16 protein-coding genes are annotated in these 17,118 nt (G+C 59.7%); 9 read left to right on the top strand and 7 right to left on the bottom strand.

Features of this window, described 5'->3' with window-relative positions; translation table 11 throughout:
* Nucleotides 1–7 precede the first annotated feature (7 nt).
* The gene (locus PGR6_RS21400; RefSeq protein ID WP_064619640.1) at nt 8–1,714 is read right to left on the bottom strand and encodes a ShlB/FhaC/HecB family hemolysin secretion/activation protein; all 1,707 of its coding nucleotides are present in this window, start codon (nt 1,712–1,714) and stop codon (nt 8–10) included.
* Nucleotides 1,715–1,960: 246 nt separating this feature from the next.
* Between PGR6_RS21400 and PGR6_RS21405 the strand changes: the two genes are divergently transcribed.
* Entirely contained in the window at nt 1,961–2,236 is a 276-nt protein-coding gene (locus PGR6_RS21405; protein ID WP_018926726.1) for a hypothetical protein, read from the top strand.
* A gap of 68 nt (nt 2,237–2,304) precedes the next feature.
* Here PGR6_RS21405 and PGR6_RS21410 read toward each other — a convergent pair whose 3' ends face one another.
* Complete coding sequence (locus tag PGR6_RS21410; protein ID WP_064619643.1) at nt 2,305–3,651, bottom strand: DEAD/DEAH box helicase; 1,347 nt, start codon at nt 3,649–3,651, stop codon at nt 2,305–2,307.
* Between the two features lie 193 nt (nt 3,652–3,844).
* Here PGR6_RS21410 and PGR6_RS21415 point away from each other — a divergent pair, with 193 nt between their 5' ends.
* Nucleotides 3,845–5,143 carry a mechanosensitive ion channel family protein gene (locus PGR6_RS21415; protein WP_018926727.1) on the top strand — a complete coding sequence of 433 codons (1,299 nt, stop codon included), beginning with the start codon at nt 3,845–3,847 and terminating at the stop codon, nt 5,141–5,143.
* 114 nt (nt 5,144–5,257) lie between these two features.
* Here PGR6_RS21415 and PGR6_RS21420 read toward each other — a convergent pair whose 3' ends face one another.
* Nucleotides 5,258–5,902 carry a hydrolase gene (locus PGR6_RS21420; RefSeq protein WP_007934054.1) on the bottom strand — a complete coding sequence of 215 codons (645 nt, stop codon included), beginning with the start codon at nt 5,900–5,902 and terminating at the stop codon, nt 5,258–5,260.
* Nucleotides 5,903–6,059: 157 nt separating this feature from the next.
* Between PGR6_RS21420 and PGR6_RS21425 the strand changes: the two genes are divergently transcribed.
* A complete protein-coding gene (locus tag PGR6_RS21425) occupies nt 6,060–6,947 on the top strand; it encodes a LysR family transcriptional regulator (RefSeq protein ID WP_064619646.1) in 888 nt (295 codons plus the stop codon).
* Between the two features lie 6 nt (nt 6,948–6,953).
* On the opposite strand, the gene PGR6_RS21430 is transcribed toward PGR6_RS21425, so the two are convergent.
* The 3 genes from PGR6_RS21430 to PGR6_RS21440 form a co-directional block, all read right to left on the bottom strand.
* Nucleotides 6,954–7,820, bottom strand: coding sequence for a carboxylate/amino acid/amine transporter (locus tag PGR6_RS21430; RefSeq protein ID WP_019580786.1), 867 nt, complete (start codon nt 7,818–7,820; stop codon nt 6,954–6,956).
* A 260-nt stretch (nt 7,821–8,080) separates the two neighbouring features.
* The gene (locus PGR6_RS21435; RefSeq protein WP_019580787.1) at nt 8,081–8,680 is read right to left on the bottom strand and encodes an FMN-dependent NADH-azoreductase; all 600 of its coding nucleotides are present in this window, start codon (nt 8,678–8,680) and stop codon (nt 8,081–8,083) included.
* Nucleotides 8,681–8,830: 150 nt separating this feature from the next.
* Nucleotides 8,831–9,160 carry a hypothetical protein gene (locus tag PGR6_RS21440; protein ID WP_007934049.1) on the bottom strand — a complete coding sequence of 110 codons (330 nt, stop codon included), beginning with the start codon at nt 9,158–9,160 and terminating at the stop codon, nt 8,831–8,833.
* Nucleotides 9,161–9,209: 49 nt separating this feature from the next.
* Here PGR6_RS21440 and PGR6_RS21445 point away from each other — a divergent pair, with 49 nt between their 5' ends.
* The 5 genes from PGR6_RS21445 (at nt 9,210) to aqpZ (ending at nt 14,334) form a co-directional block, all read left to right on the top strand.
* Entirely contained in the window at nt 9,210–10,133 is a 924-nt protein-coding gene (locus PGR6_RS21445) for a LysR family transcriptional regulator (RefSeq protein ID WP_018926731.1), read from the top strand.
* A gap of 14 nt (nt 10,134–10,147) precedes the next feature.
* A complete protein-coding gene (locus tag PGR6_RS21450) occupies nt 10,148–10,951 on the top strand; it encodes an alpha/beta fold hydrolase (protein ID WP_064619649.1) in 804 nt (267 codons plus the stop codon).
* Nucleotides 10,952–10,954: 3 nt separating this feature from the next.
* Nucleotides 10,955–11,518 carry a peptidylprolyl isomerase A gene (locus PGR6_RS21455; protein ID WP_007934039.1) on the top strand — a complete coding sequence of 188 codons (564 nt, stop codon included), beginning with the start codon at nt 10,955–10,957 and terminating at the stop codon, nt 11,516–11,518.
* Between the two features lie 88 nt (nt 11,519–11,606).
* On the top strand, nt 11,607–13,439 hold the full coding sequence (locus PGR6_RS21460) for an ABC transporter ATP-binding protein (protein WP_018926733.1): 1,833 nt from the start codon (nt 11,607–11,609) through the stop codon (nt 13,437–13,439).
* Between the two features lie 196 nt (nt 13,440–13,635).
* The gene (gene aqpZ / locus PGR6_RS21465; protein ID WP_064619652.1) at nt 13,636–14,334 is read left to right on the top strand and encodes an aquaporin Z; all 699 of its coding nucleotides are present in this window, start codon (nt 13,636–13,638) and stop codon (nt 14,332–14,334) included.
* A gap of 34 nt (nt 14,335–14,368) precedes the next feature.
* Here the strand turns inward: aqpZ and PGR6_RS21470 are convergent, their stop codons facing one another.
* Nucleotides 14,369–15,493: a GNAT family N-acetyltransferase gene (locus PGR6_RS21470; protein ID WP_018926735.1), complete on the bottom strand. Its 1,125-nt coding sequence runs from the start codon at nt 15,491–15,493 to the stop codon at nt 14,369–14,371.
* A gap of 278 nt (nt 15,494–15,771) precedes the next feature.
* Between PGR6_RS21470 and PGR6_RS21475 the strand changes: the two genes are divergently transcribed.
* Complete coding sequence (locus tag PGR6_RS21475) at nt 15,772–17,094, top strand: putative porin (RefSeq protein ID WP_018926736.1); 1,323 nt, start codon at nt 15,772–15,774, stop codon at nt 17,092–17,094.
* Nucleotides 17,095–17,118 lie beyond the last annotated feature (24 nt).

The following is a 17,118-nucleotide window of genomic DNA, read 5'->3' on the forward strand; positions in this document are numbered from 1 at the left end:
GGCGTAATTAGAGGAAGAAATCCACGCGGAAGTAGATCGGCGCTTCGCGCTCGGTCAGCACGTCAGGGCGTTCCAGGGAATGGGCAAAAGTCACGCTGGCGGCCACATGCTGACCTCGGGCGAACAACTCCACGGAATCGCTGGACAGGCGCCCGTGCTGATCGCCGTTATAGCGGTCGCCACGGATCACACCCTGGTCGTAACCGAGGCTGGTGCCGTACTCGGCGAACACCGGGCGCAGCCATTCCAAAGTGATCGGATGGCTCCAGCGCAGTTCGTTGCGCCAGTAGCCGCCGCTGTCACCGGACAACGACTGGTCCTTGTAACCACGGATCGAAGACAGCCCTCCGAGGCTGGTGCGCTGCGGGCTGAACAGCACGTCTTCACTGCGCTGGCCGGTCATCAGGCTGCTGAAACTGAAGGACTCGCCCCACAGCTTGAACGGCTGCAGATAACTCGCGGTGGCGGTGTATTTGCGGTAACGCGCGTTCGGCTCGCCGGGGCCCGGATCGCCGTTACCCTGGGCGTCGAACGCGCCGATGCCTTGTTGCATGCCCAGGTCGAGGTTGACGAAGGCACTGCCGACCCGCCGACCGTGGTTGATGCCGAACTGCGCTTCGCTGATGCGGTTGCTGCTCAGCTTGAGCTTGCTGTCTTCGATGAAGTTGTTGGTGCGCAGGTACGACAGGCCGGTGCTGAGGGAGGTCTTGCTCAGGGCGTCGCGATGGATCACCCGCTCGGCGCGCAACTGATGGTTTTCGCTGTCGCCGGTCTGCTTGAAATTGAAACCGTTGGCCTGGGCTTGCGAGCGGTACTCGCTCTGGCTGTAGGTGTAACTGAAGTTCCACCAGCCCCACGGCACGCTGTAATTGAGCAGCGCGTTGTTGGAGGTGTGCAGGTGATCGCTCACCGCATCATGACCGCCGCGCAGCATCAACTGATCGGCCAGGCCCAGCGGGCTGTCCCAGTCAAACGTCGTGCCCCACTGCTGCTCGCCGGTGCTGCGCTGGCCGTCGTTACTGCGCGACAACCCAACACGCCACGGCTTCTGCGGGGTGTTCTTGACCAGCACCTCGCTGCCACCGACGTTCTTGCCCGGGGACAACTCCATCTGCGCCTGATTCGACGGCAAGCGGTTGAGCTGATCCACCATCTGCTCGATTTCCCGCAGATTGACCAGCTCACCGCTCTGGCCGGGGAAAGCCATCCCCAGTTCGCGCTCCGACAGCTGGCTGCCCTCCGCGCCCTTCAACCCTTCGAGCCGGCCCTCGACCACCAGCACCTTCAAATGCCCGCCGGACAAGTCCTGCTGCGGCAAGTAGGCACGGCTGGTGACCAGGCCTTTTTCGATGTAGTGATCGGTGATGACTTTCAGCAACTCGTTGAGCTGTGTAACGCCCAGGCACTGGCCGATGTAAGGCTTGAGCAGGCGATTTTTCTCGCCGTCCGAAAGACTGTCGGCGCCTTTGAGTTCGATGTCCTTGATGGGAAAACAACGGGCGTCGGCCGGGGCCGTCGCAGGCGCGGGTTGGGCTGCCTTGCCGGGCAATTCCTTGAGCTCCTCGAGACGCCGACGCTGCTCGTCGAGCAAGCGGTCCTGACGTTCGCGGATCAGATCGGTTTCACCGGGGGTGGGGGCGGCGTGAGCAAGATTCAGCGGAGAAAGGCACAGCAAAGCCAGGCACAACCTCGCCACGAGGGCGGGTGGATACATGTTCGATCCCTCGAATGGAGAGTGATAGCACAATAGTGGCGCGATATTAGATGGCCACTATTTTGGCGTCAATAAATGGATCCATTCTGGTGGGGAGGCCGACGAACGGTAGGGGTGGCGATAAGCATTAGTAAATCTCCTATGCCAACCCCGCAAACATGCCTGTAGCTCTCGGAAGCTGAACTTTTCACACCCCTCGCCCCTCAACCGGATAACCCGCCTTAACCGGAAACTGAGGCACAACCTATGAAAACTCTGCTAAAAATCACCCTCGCCGCCACCCTCACCTGCTCCCTCCCCGTTTGGGCGTGCCCTCCCGAGGAAGCCACCGCCAAGCGTGAACAACTGGCCAAGGAAGTCGCCAAGATCACTGAGCAGAACCCGGCCAAGGCCAAGGAGATCAATGACGAGTTGCAGAAGATGGACCTGGAGACGGCCAGCAAGGATTTGCCGGACAAGTGCCAGGTGATCGATCAGCGTTTGAAGGAGTTGGAATCGGCGAAGAACAAAGCCGGGGGTTAGATGGCAAGATCTTTTGACGAAAAAAAACCCGGACACTGTCCGGGTTTTTATTGGATCGCTACGACGCTTTATTCAGCCGCCGGCGCTTCCGGCTTACGGCGTTTCAATGGCGCCATGCCGTCCTTGCTGACCAGCGACAGGGCGTCGGTCTTCGGGCGGTTGGCGATTTTGCGCTTGGTCGGGGCCTTGGCGCCGGTTTTCTTCTTGTCGCCCTTGGCGTCGACCTTTTTCTTCTTCACGCCAACGGCTTTGCCCGAGGCCTTGACCTTTTTCGGTCCGCCGTAGGTGCCTTTGACTTCCTTGATGGTGCGGCGCTCGAAGCTCTGCTTGAGGTAGCGTTCGATGCTCGACATCAGGTTCCAGTCGCCGTGGCAGATCAGCGAGATGGCCAGGCCATCGTTGCCGGCGCGGCCGGTGCGACCGATGCGGTGAACGTATTCGTCGCCGCTGCGCGGCATGTCGAAGTTGATCACCAGGTCCAGGCCGTCCACGTCCAGGCCACGGGCAGCGACGTCGGTGGCGACGAGGATTTTCACCCCGCCCTGCTTCAGGCGGTCGATGGCCAGTTTGCGGTCTTTCTGGTCTTTCTCGCCGTGCAGGACGAACGCTTTGTATTCCTGTGCCACCAGGCGGCCGTAGATACGGTCGGCCATGGCCCGGGTGTTGGTGAACACGATGGCCTTCTGGTAGGTCTCGTTGGCCAGCAGCCAGTTCACGATCTGTTCTTTGTGCTGGTTGTGGTCAGCGGTAATGATTTGCTGACGCGTGGTGTCGTTCAGTTGGCTGACCGCGTTGAGCTGCAAGTGCTCAGGGTTGTTCAGGACCTTGGCGATCATCTCGCGCAGGCCCGAACCGCCGGTGGTGGCGGAGAACAGCATGGTCTGCTGGCGGTTGGTGCACTCGTCCACCAGACGCTGCACGTCTTCGGCAAAACCCATGTCGAGCATGCGGTCGGCTTCGTCGAGCACCAGCACTTCGACTTCCTTGAGGTCAAGGTTGCCGGCGTTCAGTTGCTCGATCATCCGGCCCGGTGTACCGATCAGGATGTCCGGCACCTTGCGCAGCATGGCGGCCTGGACCTTGAAGTCTTCACCGCCGGTGATCAAACCGGACTTGATGAAAGTGAACTGCGCGAAGCGCTCGACTTCCTTGATGGTCTGCTGGGCCAGCTCGCGGGTCGGCAGCAGGATCAGGGTCTTGATGCTGACGCGGACTTTGGCCGGGCCGATCAAGCGGTTGAGGATCGGCAAAACGAAGGCTGCGGTTTTGCCGCTGCCGGTTTGCGCTGTCACCCGCAGATCACGCCCTTGGAGCGCCAGCGGAATAGCCGCTGCTTGCACAGGCGTTGGCTCGACAAATTTAAGCTCGGCCACGGCTTTGAGCAGACGTTCGTGCAGGGCGAATTGGGAAAACACGGGTGCTACCTCGAAGAAATACAAAAAAACAGCTGCATAGGGTAACGGTTTCGAGCGCTAAGGCCGAGTTTCTTTATACAAACGGCTGCAAACAGTGGCTTTTTTGTTGCCTGATTTGTCTCAAAACGTCATCCGCAACCTCTTAAATGCTCTAATCGCCCCGTCGCGCCCTACAGAAGAAGCGTTTTCAACCATGGATATCAAACAGCTCTGGCTCAACGCCCAAGACCTCTGGGGTGCCCTTGATCAGCACCCGCTCCTGCATTCCACACTCGCGCTGATGTTGCTGCTGGTGGTGGCGCTGGTGCTCGGACGAGTGGCGCGTTACCTCATTCTTCATGCCACCAAAATGCTCGGCCGCCAGCCGGCGTTGCACTGGGTCAACGATTTTCGCCACAACAAAGTGTTTCATCGCCTGGCGCAAATGACGCCATCGCTGGTGATCCAGTTCGGCCTGCACCTGGTGCCGGAGTTGGGCAAGACCAGCATGAACTTCCTCGGCAACGTGGCGCTGGCGTTCACCATCCTGTTCCTGGTGCTGTCCATCAGCGCGTTGCTCAATGCCCTGCTGGACATCTATGCCCGCACCGAACACGCCCGCACCCGCTCGATCAAAGGCTATGTGCAACTGGCGAAAATGGTGTTGTTCGTGTTTGGCGCGATCATCATCGTCGCCACGTTGATCGACCGTTCGCCACTGTTGCTGCTGTCGGGTCTGGGCGCCATGTCGGCGGTGATTCTGTTGGTCTACAAGGACACCCTGTTGTCATTCGTCGCCAGCGTGCAACTGACCAGCAACGACATGCTGCGGGTCGGCGACTGGATCGAGATGCCGCAAGTCGGTGCCGACGGTGACGTGGTGGACATCACTTTGCACACGGTCAAGGTGCAGAATTTCGACAAGACGATTGTGTCGATCCCGACCTGGCGCCTGATGTCCGAGTCGTTCAAGAACTGGCGCGGCATGCAGCAGTCCGGCGGGCGCCGGATCAAGCGCAGCCTGTTCATCGACGCCAGCGGCGTACGGTTCATTCGCGATGATGAAGAGCAGAAACTGTCCCAGGTGCATTTGCTGACCGACTACATGAGCCGCAAGACAGCCGAGCTCAAGGCCTGGAACGAAGCCCAGGGCAACGTCGCGGCGATGGCGGCCAACCGTCGGCGGATGACCAACATCGGCACCTTCCGCGCCTATGCGCTGGCGTATCTGAAAAGTCACCCGGAGGTTCAGCAGAACATGACCTGCATGGTGCGGCAGATGCAGACGACGGCGCAGGGGATTCCGCTGGAAATCTATTGTTTCACCCGCACCACGGCGTGGGCGGATTACGAGCGGATTCAGGGGGATATTTTCGATTATCTGCTGGCGGTACTGCCGGAGTTCGGATTGAGTCTTTATCAGCAGCCGAGTGGCGGGGACTTAAGGGCCGGATTGCTTCCGGCCATGTTAGGCGCGAGCCACATTCCGGAGCCGGAAAAACACATCATGTAAACACCGCCCCTGTAGGAGCATGGCTTGCCCGCGAAGGCGGAGTGTCAGTCAACATAGTTATCGACTGATACTCCGCCTTCGCGGGCAAGCCATGCGCCTACAAGGGTAACGGTGTTATTTGACCTGACGCTGCGGCGCCTTGTGCACCATGGTGTAGGCGTAATCCACGCCCATGCCATACGCGCCGCTGTGCTCCAGCACCAGTTCCATCACCGCCTCGTAAGTGTCTTTGTGTGCCCAGTCACGCTGGTATTCCAGCAGCACTTGTTGCCAGGTGACCGGCACCGCGCCTGCCTGAATCATCCGCTGCACCGACATGTCGTGAGCTTCTTTGGTGGTGCCGCCAGACGCGTCGGTCACGATGTACACCTCGTAGCCTTCAGCCAGGGCTTCCAGCGCCGGGAAGGTCAGGCAGACTTCAGTCCAGAGCGCGGCAATGATCAGCTTCTTGCGGCCGGTGGCTTTCACCGCATCAACCAGCGCCTTGTCTTCCCAGGAGTTCATCGAGGTGCGCTCGATCGGCTTCTGCTCTGGGTGAACAGCCAGCAACTCCGGCCAGATAAAGCCGCTGAAGCTTTCGGTTTCAACTGAGGTGTAGATCGTCGGCACGTTGAAAATCTTCGCGGCCTTCGCCAGACCCACGGTGTTGTTCTTCAGGGTCTGACGGTCGATCGACTGCACGCCGAACGCCATTTGCGGCTGGTGGTCGATCAGGATCAGGGCGGAGTTGGTTGGGTTGAGCAATTCACGGTTAGACATGGCGCGTTCCTTTTGATGTCGATTTGTTTAATGAGTATTGGGTGAGTCACTTGCCTCAAGCTGTTTGCTTGCTGGCTTGGAAGTAACTTTACGGGCTAGATAAAAAAGGGACAATTCCCTAAAATCGAGAATAATTGATTCTAAAAAAGGGACAATCGTGGATCGGATCGAATGCATGCGCGCCTTTGTCGTGACGGTTGGCGAGAACGGCTTCGCAGCTGCCGCTCGCGCGATGGACGTGCCGCGATCAAAGGTGAGTAAACAGATTCAGGCGTTGGAGGAAGCAATCGGCGTGCAATTACTGCAGCGCACTACGCGCAGCCTGCACTTGACCGAGGCTGGCGCCGAGTATTTCGAGGCGGCGCGGGAGGTGTTGTCCGCGCTGGACGAGGCCGAGCAGCGCGCTCGAGACGGCATCGGCGAGCTACGTGGGGTGTTGCGGGTGAATGCGCCGATGTCGTTCGGCCTGCATCGCCTTGGACGGTTGATTCCGCTGTTCCATGAGCAGCATCCGAACATCGAGCTTCAACTGGTGCTCAGCGATCAACAGGTCGATCCAGTGCGTGGCGGCTTCGATGTGACGATTCGCATCGCCAGCATGCCAGACTCGACCATGATCGCCCGGCAACTGGCACCGGCACCGCGGATCATGGTGGCCTCCCCCGCCTATCTGGCGCGTGCAGGCATACCGCGGACCCCGCAAGACTTGCGCGCGCATCAATGCCTGAATTACGGGTATCTGCAAAGCGGCGTGAGCCTGCAGTTGTGCAATGGCAAGGAGACGCAACGGGTCAACGTTTCCGGCCCGTTGCACGCCAACAACGGCGACTTGCTCGCTCAGGCCGCCGAAGCCGGGATGGGCATCGCCCTGTTGCCTGATTTCATTGTGGAAGGCGCGTTGGCGGCAGGCCGCCTGGTGCCGGTGCTGTGCGAGTGGCAGGCACCAGCGATTACCATCAACGCGGTTTACCCTTCCTCGCGTCGCGTACCGCAAAAGACCCGGGCGTTTATTGAGTTTCTGGTGGCGCAGTTGGCGCCGAATTAACCCGGTTTAGTGTGCAATGACGGGTTGGCGTACACCCAACCGGCTGATCCACACCGCCGCCAGAATGACCGATCCACCCAACAACAACCGCCCCAACTCTTCATGCTGATTCCAGATCAGCAAATTGATCAGCAACCCCACCGGCACATGCAGATTATTCATCACCGCCAGCGTCCCGCCATTCACCAGGCACGCGCCCTTGTTCCACCAGTACAAGCCCAGCGCGGTCGAGACCAGACCGAGGAACAGCAGCACGCCCCATTGCAGCGGCGCTTCGGGCAGGAAGTTCTGTTTGCCGAACAGCAGAAATGCCGGCAACGCCACCGCCAATGCGCCCAGATAGAAGTAGCCGAATCGCCGATAATGCGGCAGATCGCTCGGATGGCGGGCCACCAGATGTTTATAGAGCACCTGCCCGGCGGCATAGGTGAAGTTGGCCAGTTGCAGCAACAGAAAGCCCATGAAGAAGTCCGGATTGATCCGGTCGTAGCGAATCACTGCCGCACCCGCCACGGCCACCAATGCCGCGATCAAGGCCCACGGATTGAAGCGCCGGTTCAGTGCGTCTTCGATCAGGGTCACGTGCAGCGGCGTGAGGATGGTGAACAGCAGCACTTCCGGCACCGTCAGCACGCGGAAGCTCAAATACAAACAGACATAGGTCACACCGAACTGCAGCGCGCCGATCAACAACATCCCGCGCATGAATGCCGGCTCGACCGAACGCCAGCGTGTCAGCGGAATGAACACCAGCCCCGCCAGCAGCACTCGCACCAGCACCGCGAAGTAGCTGTCGACATGACCGGCCAGGTACTCGCCGATCAAACTGAAGGAAAACGCCTGGATCAGCGTGACAAAAAGTAGATAGCCCATGCTCGCCTCGTTTTGAATGGCGGCGACGATAGCGGTTTTTGCCCGTTATCGCGAACGCTCAGCCAACAACAAGCCCGGTCCCACAGAATCATCAGCGCCCACTAAATCCCAGGCAAAAAAAAGCCCGATCTCGCTAAAGCGTTCAATCGGGCTAGAGCACTCAGGAGCAATAAGTGCAAAGGGAGGTTCGATGCGCGTGCAGGCTTGAAGGGTCGCGCCAGGTCACTAGACCATCCAGCGATTATCTGGCGATTAACGACTCAGGCGACCTGGGCCAGTTTGGCGTTGGCCTGGTTCAGGCCTTTCTCCTGGAAGTCGCCGCCCAGGTTCATGCCTTCGGCGTGAATGAACGTGACGTCGTGGATGCCGATGAAGCCCATGACCTGACGCAGGTAGGGTTCCTGGTGATCCGCGGTGCTGCCGGCGTAGATCCCGCCGCGAGCGGTCAGCACGTAGGCACGCTTGCCGCTGAGCAAGCCTTGCGGGCCGGTTTCGGTGTATTTGAAGGTCACGCCGGCACGCAGCACATGGTCGAGCCAGGCTTTCAGGGTGCTCGGAATCGCGAAGTTGTACATGGGCGCTGCCATCACCAGCACGTCGGCGGCCAGCAGTTCGTCGGTCAATTGGTTGGAGCGTTCCAGCGAGGCCTGTTCGATCTCGTTGCGTTGTTCGACAGGTTTCATCCAGCCGCCCAGCAGGTTGATGTCCAGGTGCGGCACCGGGTTGACGGCCAGGTCACGGACGGTGATCTGGTCGGCCGGGTGTGCGGCTTTCCACTGACTGATGAAGGTCTGGGTCAGCTGGCGGGAAACCGAGTCTTGCTGACGGGCGCTGCTTTCGATGATCAGAACGCGGGACATGGGATGTAGCCTCCATCTGAGAATGCTGTAGGTCGATGGAGTGAAGGTTAAACAGAGTCATATCGATGAAAAAGCGCAAATAACTGCTATAAAGCATCGATAAATTCGTTTATAAGCGAAGCATGCCCAGCCGACATGCTCCGCTTGAGGTCATTTCGGGGTGCAAGTCAGGTCGATACGCAGCTTGATGATGGTGCGGGTGAACTTGGCCGTGGCGTTTTTGTGTTTGCCGGCGGGTACGTCGATCTTGCGGGTGCGTGGCGCTTCCGGACCGTTATTGAAAACCACTTTGCAAGTGACGTCGGTGTCGCCGTAGTTGTTGACCTGAATGGAGCCGATGTCGGCGTCCGTGTCATAGGCGTTGTAGTCGACCTTCAAACCGTTGAGCTGTTTATTGACATCGATCGGATAGGCAAACGCAGTCAGAGGCAACATCGCCAACACCGCACACCCCGCCATCACACAACAGATTTTTTTCATTCGGCAGTCTCCAATAAGAACTGCCAGCTTAGGACAAGAGGAGCTCAACATGAAAGCGCCCCGCGTGACCCTTGATCAATGGCGAACGTTGCAGGCCGTGGTCGATCACGGCGGTTTCGCCCAGGCCGCCGAAGTGCTGCACCGTTCGCAATCGTCGGTCAGCTACACCGTAGCGCGCATGCAGGACCAACTCGGCGTACCGCTGTTGCGCATCGATGGCCGCAAAGCGGTGCTCACCGAGGCCGGCGGCGTGCTGCTGCGCCGCTCCCGGCAACTGGTGAAACAGGCCAGCCAACTTGAAGACCTGGCCCACCACATGGAACAAGGCTGGGAAGCGGAAGTACGGCTGGTGGTCGACGCCGCGTACCCGAGCGCCCGCCTCGTCCGCGCCTTGACCGCGTTCATGCCGCAAAGTCGCGGTTGCCGGGTGCGGCTGCGTGAAGAAGTGTTATCGGGGGTGGAAGAAGTATTGCTCGAAGGCGTGGCCGATCTGGCCATTACCAGTTTCAGTATTCCCGGCTACCTGGGCGCGGAGCTGAGCGATGTCGAATTCATCGCGGTCGCCCACCCCGAACATGCCCTGCATCGTCTGAATCGCGAGCTGAGCTTCCAGGACCTGGAAAGCCAGATGCAAGTGGTGATCCGCGACTCCGGCCGTCAGCAACCGCGAGATGTCGGCTGGCTCGGTGCCGAACAGCGCTGGACCGTTGGCAGCCTGGCCACTGCCGCGACCTTCGTCAGCAGCGGTCTGGGCTTCGCCTGGCTACCCCGGCACATGATCGAGCGCGAACTCAAGGAAGGCACGCTCAAAGTGCTACCGTTGGATCAGGGCGGAAGCCGCAACCCGAGTTTCTATCTGTATTCGAACAAGGACAAACCCTTGGGCCCGGCCACGCAGATTCTCATCGAACTGCTGCGCACCTTTGACACCGCGCCGCTGGATGCGCCCTTCGCCGCGCCCGAACAAGCCTGACACGGAGTGTACCCATGGCCTATTTCGAACATGAAGGTTGCAACCTGCACTATGAGGAATATGGCCACGGCACTCCGTTGCTGCTGGTTCACGGGTTGGGCTCCAGCACCCAGGACTGGGAAATGCAGATCCCGGCGCTCGCCGCCCACCATCGGGTGATCGTGCCGGATGTGCGCGGCCACGGGCGCTCCGACAAACCCCGCGAGCGCTACAGCATCGCCGGGTTCAGCGCCGACCTGATCGCGCTGATCGAACACTTGAACCTTGGCCCTGCACATCTTGTGGGGCTTTCGATGGGTGGCATGATCGCTTTTCAACTGGCGGTGGACCAGCCGCAACTGCTCAAGAGCCTGTGCATCGTCAACAGCGCGCCCGAGGTCAAACGGCGCAGCCGCAACGATTATTGGCAGTGGTTCAAACGCTGGAGCCTGATGCGCGTACTGAGCATGGGCACCATCGGCAAGGCCCTGGGCGCCAAACTGTTTCCCAAGCCGGAACAAGCTTCGTTACGACAAAAAATAGCGGCGCGCTGGGCAAAAAACGACAAACATGCTTATCTCGCCAGCTTCGATGCCATCGTTGGCTGGGGGGTTCAGGAACGACTTTCCAGGGTTTCCTGTCCAACCCTCGTCGTCAGCGCCGACCGTGACTACACCCCGGTCGCGCTGAAAGAAACCTATGTAAAACTGCTGCCCGATGCGCGGCTGGTGGTGATCGCCGATTCGCGCCACGCCACCCCGCTGGATCAACCCGAACGCTTCAACCAAACGCTGCTCGAGTTTCTCACCGCAGTCGACACCACCACTCAGGATCACTGACCCATGCTGAAAAAAATCGCCCTCGTCGCCGGCTCCGTTCTGTTTGCCGCCAACCTGATGGCCGCTACGCCGGCCAAGGCACCCCACGTGCTGCTGGAGACCACCAACGGCCAGATCGAAATCGAACTGGACCCGGTCAAGGCGCCGATCAGTACCAAGAACTTCCTTGAGTACGTCGACAGTGGCTTCTACAACAACACGATTTTTCACCGTGTGATTCCAGGTTTCATGGCTCAGGGCGGTGGTTTCACTGCACAGATGCAACAGAAGGAAACCAAGGCACCGATCAAAAACGAAGCCAGCAACGGCCTGCATAACGTGCGTGGCACGCTGTCGATGGCGCGTACTTCAAACCCGGATTCGGCCACCAGCCAGTTCTTCATCAACGTGGCCGATAACGCCTTCCTCGATCCGGGTCGCGACGCCGGTTACGCCGTCTTCGCCAAAGTGGTCAAGGGCATGGACGTGGTGGACATCATCGTCAACTCTCAGACCACCACCAAACAAGGCATGCAGAACGTGCCTGTCGACCCGGTGCTGATCAAGTCGGCCAAGCGCATCGACTGAGTACACCGGCAGTCTTGAGCGGTGGCCGGTCGATATCCGGCGCCGCTCATATCGTTTAAAGGAGAGCCCGTACACGGGCGGAGAACCGATGCTTTATCGCCGTTTCGAAAAACTGATCGACATTTTCCGCGACGCCCCGACGGCGGCTCCACCGAGTCGGGTTCTCTCCTTCTATACCTACTACCTCAAGCAGGTCTGGCCAATCTTCGCCGTTTTGTTGGTCGTCGGCCTGTTCGGCGCGCTGATCGAAGTGGCGCTGTTCAGCTACCTGAGTCGCATCATCGACCTGACCCAGAGCACATCCAACGTCGACTTCTTCAAGGTCCACGGCGTGGAATTGGCCTGGATGGCAGCGGTGGCGCTGATCCTGCGCCCCTTGTTCCTCGCCCTGCATGACATGCTGGTGCACCAGACCTTGAGTCCGGGCATGACCAGCCTGATCCGCTGGCAGAACCACAGTTACGTGCTCAAACAGAGCCTGAATTTCTTCCAGAACGACTTCGCCGGGCGCATCGCCCAACGCATCATGCAAACCGGCAACTCCCTGCGCGACTCTGCCGTGCAAGCGGTGGATGCGCTGTGGCACGTGCTGATCTATGCGATCAGCTCGCTGGTGCTGTTCGCCGAAGCCGACTGGCGACTGATGATCCCGCTGCTGATCTGGATCGCCGCCTACATCGGCGCGCTCTACTACTTCGTGCCGCGGGTGAAAGAGCGTTCGGTGGTGTCCTCCGATGCGCGCTCCAAACTCATGGGGCGGATCGTCGACGGCTACACCAACATCACTACCCTCAAGCTGTTCGCCCACACCAACTTCGAACAGCAGTACGCCCGCGAAGCCATTGCGGAACAGACCGAAAAAGCCCAACTGGCCGGCCGTGTGGTCACCAGCATGGACGTGGTCATCACCAGCATGAACGGCCTCTTGATCGTCGGCACCACCGGGCTGGCCCTGTGGCTGTGGACGCAGTCACTGATCAGCGTGGGCGCGATTGCCTTGGCCACCGGGCTGGTGATCCGCATCGTCAACATGTCCGGCTGGATCATGTGGGTGGTCAACGGCATTTTCGAAAACATCGGCATGGTCCAGGACGGTTTGCAGACCATCGCCCAACCGGTCAGCGTCACCGACCGCGAACAGGCAAAACCCTTGGCAGTGGCCCGTGGCGAGGTGCGTTTCGAACACGTCGATTTCCACTACGGCAAGAAGAGCGGGATCATCGGCGGCCTCAACCTGACCATTAAGCCCGGCGAAAAAATCGGCCTGATCGGCCCCTCCGGCGCCGGCAAATCGACGTTGGTCAACCTGCTGCTGCGCCTGTATGACGTGCAGGGCGGGCGGATCCTCATCGACGGCCAGAACATCGCCGAAGTCGGGCAGGAAAGCCTGCGCGAACGCATCGGCATGATCACCCAGGACACCTCACTGCTGCACCGCTCGATCCGCGACAATCTGCTGTATGGCAAACCCGACGCCACCGACGCCGAACTCTGGGAAGCGGTGCGCAAGGCCCGTGCCGACGAGTTCATCCCGCTGCTGTCGGACTCCGAAGGCCGCACCGGTTTCGATGCCCATGTCGGTGAGCGCGGGGTGAAACTCTCCGGTGGCCAGCGTCAGCGGATTGCCATCGCCCGGGTGCTGCTCAAGGACGCGCCGATCCTGATCATGGACGAAGCGACCTCGGCACTGGACTCGGAAGTCGAAGCAGCAATCCAGGAAAGCCTCGAAACCCTGATGCAGGGCAAAACCGTGATCGCCATCGCTCACCGTCTCTCGACCATTGCCCGGATGGACCGGTTGGTGGTGCTGGAAAACGGCAAGATCGCCGAAACCGGCAGCCACGCCGAACTGCTGGCCCATGGCGGTTTGTATGCACGGTTATGGCAACACCAGACCGGCGGGTTTGTCGGGATCGATTGAGCCGCGATCTTGGCGCCATCAGCCACACAGAAGAACACCAGAAACCGCCAGAGCCCGCTAACCACGGGCTCTGGCGGTTTTTTATGGTCACTGGAATTCCGTAAAAATCCTGCTGTACTCAGCCAAGGTACTGGAGGTTCCGTAGTCCATCTGCTGGATGCACAACGACAGTGTTATCTCGATAGGGAAACTCGCTATGTCTTTGTTCAAACGTTCGGCTACAGAATTGGTAGGTACGTTCTGGCTGGTATTGGGAGGGTGCGGCAGTGCGGTCCTGGCGGCAGCGTTTCCAAACGTGGGGATCGGTTTACTGGGGGTGTCCCTGGCATTCGGTTTGACGGTACTGACGATGGCCTTCGCCATCGGCCACATCTCGGGTTGTCATCTCAACCCTGCGGTTTCAGTCGGACTGGTCGTCGGCGGACGCTTCCCTGCCAAAGAACTGCCCGCCTACATCATCGCCCAGGTGATTGGCGGGATCATCGCAGCGGCCTTGCTGTACTTCATCGCCAGTGGCAGACCCGGCTTCGAACTGGCCAGCGGCCTGGCGTCCAATGGCTATGGCGAACACTCGCCAGGCGGCTACTCGATGGCGGCGGGGTTTGTCAGTGAACTGGTGATGACCGCCATGTTCATCCTGATCATTCTCGGCGCCACCGATAAACGCGCCCCGGCCGGGCTGGCGCCCATCGCCATCGGCCTGGCGCTGACCCTGATCCATCTGATCTCGATTCCGGTCACCAACACCTCGGTCAACCCGGCCCGCAGTACCGGACCGGCGCTTATTGTCGGGGGCTGGGCGATTCAACAGCTATGGCTATTCTGGCTGGCGCCGATTCTGGGGGCGGTCATCGGTGGTGTGATGTACCGCTGGCTGGGCAAAGAAGACAGTTAATCTGCGCGACTGAGCCTGCAATCAACGGCGAAGATCAGCCTTGTCGATAAGGCAAGGCGGTCTTCGCCTCTTCTGCATACCCCAGCACCCCGACGCGTTCGCGCTCGAGGAAGTCTTTCACCGCCGACTTCAAGCCCGGATGGCGCAGGTAATGCCAGGAATGGGTGATCACCGGTTCAAAGCCGCGAATCAGTTTGTGTTCGCCCTGAGCGCCGGCGTCGAAACGCTGAAAGCCGTTGGCAATGGCGTAATCCATACCCTGATAGAAACAGGTCTCGAAGTGCAGGCGATCGAACTCCGCCAGGCAACCCCAGTAACGGCCATAAAAGCTGTCGCCGCCGACCAGGCTGAAGGCCATGGCCACCGGCCGTGAACCTTGTTTGGCCAGCACCACGCGAATCGACTCCGGCATGCGCTCGGCCAGCAGACTGAAAAATTCCCGCGTCAGGTAAGGCGTCTGCCGACGCACCGCGTAGGTATTGGCGTAGCAGGCGTACACAAAGTCCCACTGCGCCTGGGTCAGCTGCCGGCCTTCCAGCCATTCGAAGTCGATGCCCTGCCCTGCCACCTGCTCACGCTCCTTGCGCATTTGCTTGCGCTTACGCGAACTGAGGGCGTCGAGGAAGTCCTGAAAATCCCGGTAATCACGATTCTGCCAGTGGTACTGACAGCCAATGCGCTGCAACCAGCCTGGCTGTTCGGCCAATGCAGCGTCGGTGAACGGATCGGTGAAATTGATGTGGGCACTGGAAAGTTTTTCTATCTCCAGATAACCCGGCAGGCTCTGCAAGAGCTCGAAACCGTCCTCGATCGTCGCCGCCAGCAATCGCGGCCCGCTGACCGGACTGAACGGCACCGCCGTCAACAGTTTGGGGTAGTAGTCGATGCCCGCACGCTCACAGGCATCGGCCCAGGCATGGTCGAACACGTATTCGCCGTAGGAGTGCCATTTGCGGTAACTGGGCAGCGCGGCGATCAGGCGCTCGCCTTCGACATGCAGCAGATGCTCGGGCTGCCAGCCGGAATGCGGGCCCAGGCTGCCGCTGTCTTCCAGTGAACCGAGGAACGCGTGGCGCAGAAACGGCTGATTCTCCGGCACCAGGGCATCCCAGGTACGGGCTGCGATTTGCGACAGTGTATGCAGACGTTGCAGCGGCATTTTCCTCTCCACATCTTGGCGTGACAGCTCCGCGAGTATCGCCGATCGCAGGGCGATCCACACGCGTCAATCCGATACAAGGCTCTGAATCGGGCATTTCGGAAACGTTTGTATCGTCATCGACCTGCCATCACTTCGCCACTGACCTGTCATAAACCATCGCGATACTGGCGCCTGTTTTTAGAGCGTCGGGTTCTACCCGGCCACTGTTTTCCGACCTTCAACTGTCGGTTGTGTCCAGGATGGTTCAGCCATCCCTCTCATCTTCGGAGATTGCTATGCGTCTTGCTTCCACGAAAACTGCGGCGGCCTTGTGTGGTGGCCTGCTGCTGGCCATGAGTGTTCCAGCCAGTGCCGCAGTCGACGCCAAACTGCTCGACATGCTCAAGGCTAACGGTTCTATTTCCCAGGCGCAGTACGTTGAACTGCAAGCCGAACTGGCCAAGGATCAGAAGGCCCAGCAAATCGCGCAGCAGGCGCAGCAAGAGACCAACGAACAAATAGCGGTCGCCGCGAAGAAAGCCAACGAGTTGAGCGCCTTCGACCAGAAGCTGGCCTGGGCCGCCAAGACCCAGTTCAAGGGCGACGTTCGCGTACGCCAGGAAACGGTCAAGATCGACGGCGAACCCAACAACGGTGGCCGTGACAAGGATCGTCAACGCATCCGCGCCCGTCTGGGTGCCTACAGCGAAATCAACCCGCAAGTGGACACCGGCATCCGCATTGCCACCGGCGGCGGTGACGATGCTCGCTCGACCAACCAGGACATGGACAACTACTTCGACAAGAAGCAGATCTGGCTGGATCTGGGCTACATCGACTACCACCCGGACGCCATCAAAAACCTGCATGTGATCGGCGGCAAGATGCTGCAACCGTGGGTCAGCATGGGTGATGTGATCTGGGACAGTGATATCAATCCGGAAGGTCTGGCAGTGACCTACAAATACCCGCTGGGCAGCAGTGCCGAACTGTTCGGTAGCCTGGGCAACTACAACCTCAAGGACAACGTCGACGGCGAAGGCGTGCAATTTCGTCACGACCTGCGTCTGACCGCCGGCCAGTTGGGCAGCCGTTTCGCCATCACCGACAACCTGAAACTGACCGTCGGCGGCAGCGTCTATGCCTACCAGAACGACGAAGACAGCCGTTGCACCGGCACCTCCACACCGTGCGCCCTGGCCGTCAACGGCAACTCGGCCAACAACGAGTTCCGCCTGTACGAAGGCTTCAGCCAGATCGATATCGGCGGCCTGCCGATGCCGCTGTCGTTCTACGGCCAATACGTGAAGAACAACGATGCCGTGACCGATCAGGACACTGCCTGGCTAGTCGGTGCCAAATCGAAAGTCTTCGGTTTCAACCTCGACTACAACTACCGCGACGTGCAGCGTAACGCCGTGGTCGGCGCCTTCACCGACTCGGACTTCGCCAACGGCACCACCGGTTCTCGCGGTCACAAGTTCAAAGTCGGTTACGACATCGACAAGAACTTCGCCCTCGGTGCCACTTACTTCCTGACTAAAGCCGACTTCTCCAGCCGTACCCAGCGTGATGCCAACACCAACACGCTGCAACTGGACGCGGAAGCGAAGTTCTAAGCTGCGAAGCCACACACTTCAAAC

The sequence above is a fragment of the Pseudomonas sp. GR 6-02 genome (assembly GCF_001655615.1).
Taxonomy (GTDB): domain Bacteria; phylum Pseudomonadota; class Gammaproteobacteria; order Pseudomonadales; family Pseudomonadaceae; genus Aquipseudomonas.

Coding starts and splice junctions, on each gene's coding strand:
- PGR6_RS21400 (WP_064619640.1), bottom strand. CDS start 1,714: ATGTATCCACCCGCCCTCGTGGCGAGGTTGTGCCTGGCTTTGCTGTGC.
- PGR6_RS21405 (WP_018926726.1), top strand. CDS start 1,961: ATGAAAACTCTGCTAAAAATCACCCTCGCCGCCACCCTCACCTGCTCC.
- PGR6_RS21415 (WP_018926727.1), top strand. CDS start 3,845: ATGGATATCAAACAGCTCTGGCTCAACGCCCAAGACCTCTGGGGTGCC.
- PGR6_RS21420 (WP_007934054.1), bottom strand. CDS start 5,902: ATGTCTAACCGTGAATTGCTCAACCCAACCAACTCCGCCCTGATCCTG.
- PGR6_RS21430 (WP_019580786.1), bottom strand. CDS start 7,820: ATGGGCTATCTACTTTTTGTCACGCTGATCCAGGCGTTTTCCTTCAGT.
- PGR6_RS21435 (WP_019580787.1), bottom strand. CDS start 8,680: ATGTCCCGCGTTCTGATCATCGAAAGCAGCGCCCGTCAGCAAGACTCG.
- PGR6_RS21440 (WP_007934049.1), bottom strand. CDS start 9,160: ATGAAAAAAATCTGTTGTGTGATGGCGGGGTGTGCGGTGTTGGCGATG.
- PGR6_RS21445 (WP_018926731.1), top strand. CDS start 9,210: ATGAAAGCGCCCCGCGTGACCCTTGATCAATGGCGAACGTTGCAGGCC.
- PGR6_RS21450 (WP_064619649.1), top strand. CDS start 10,148: ATGGCCTATTTCGAACATGAAGGTTGCAACCTGCACTATGAGGAATAT.
- PGR6_RS21455 (WP_007934039.1), top strand. CDS start 10,955: ATGCTGAAAAAAATCGCCCTCGTCGCCGGCTCCGTTCTGTTTGCCGCC.
- PGR6_RS21460 (WP_018926733.1), top strand. CDS start 11,607: ATGCTTTATCGCCGTTTCGAAAAACTGATCGACATTTTCCGCGACGCC.
- aqpZ (WP_064619652.1), top strand. CDS start 13,636: ATGTCTTTGTTCAAACGTTCGGCTACAGAATTGGTAGGTACGTTCTGG.
- PGR6_RS21470 (WP_018926735.1), bottom strand. CDS start 15,493: ATGCCGCTGCAACGTCTGCATACACTGTCGCAAATCGCAGCCCGTACC.
- PGR6_RS21475 (WP_018926736.1), top strand. CDS start 15,772: ATGCGTCTTGCTTCCACGAAAACTGCGGCGGCCTTGTGTGGTGGCCTG.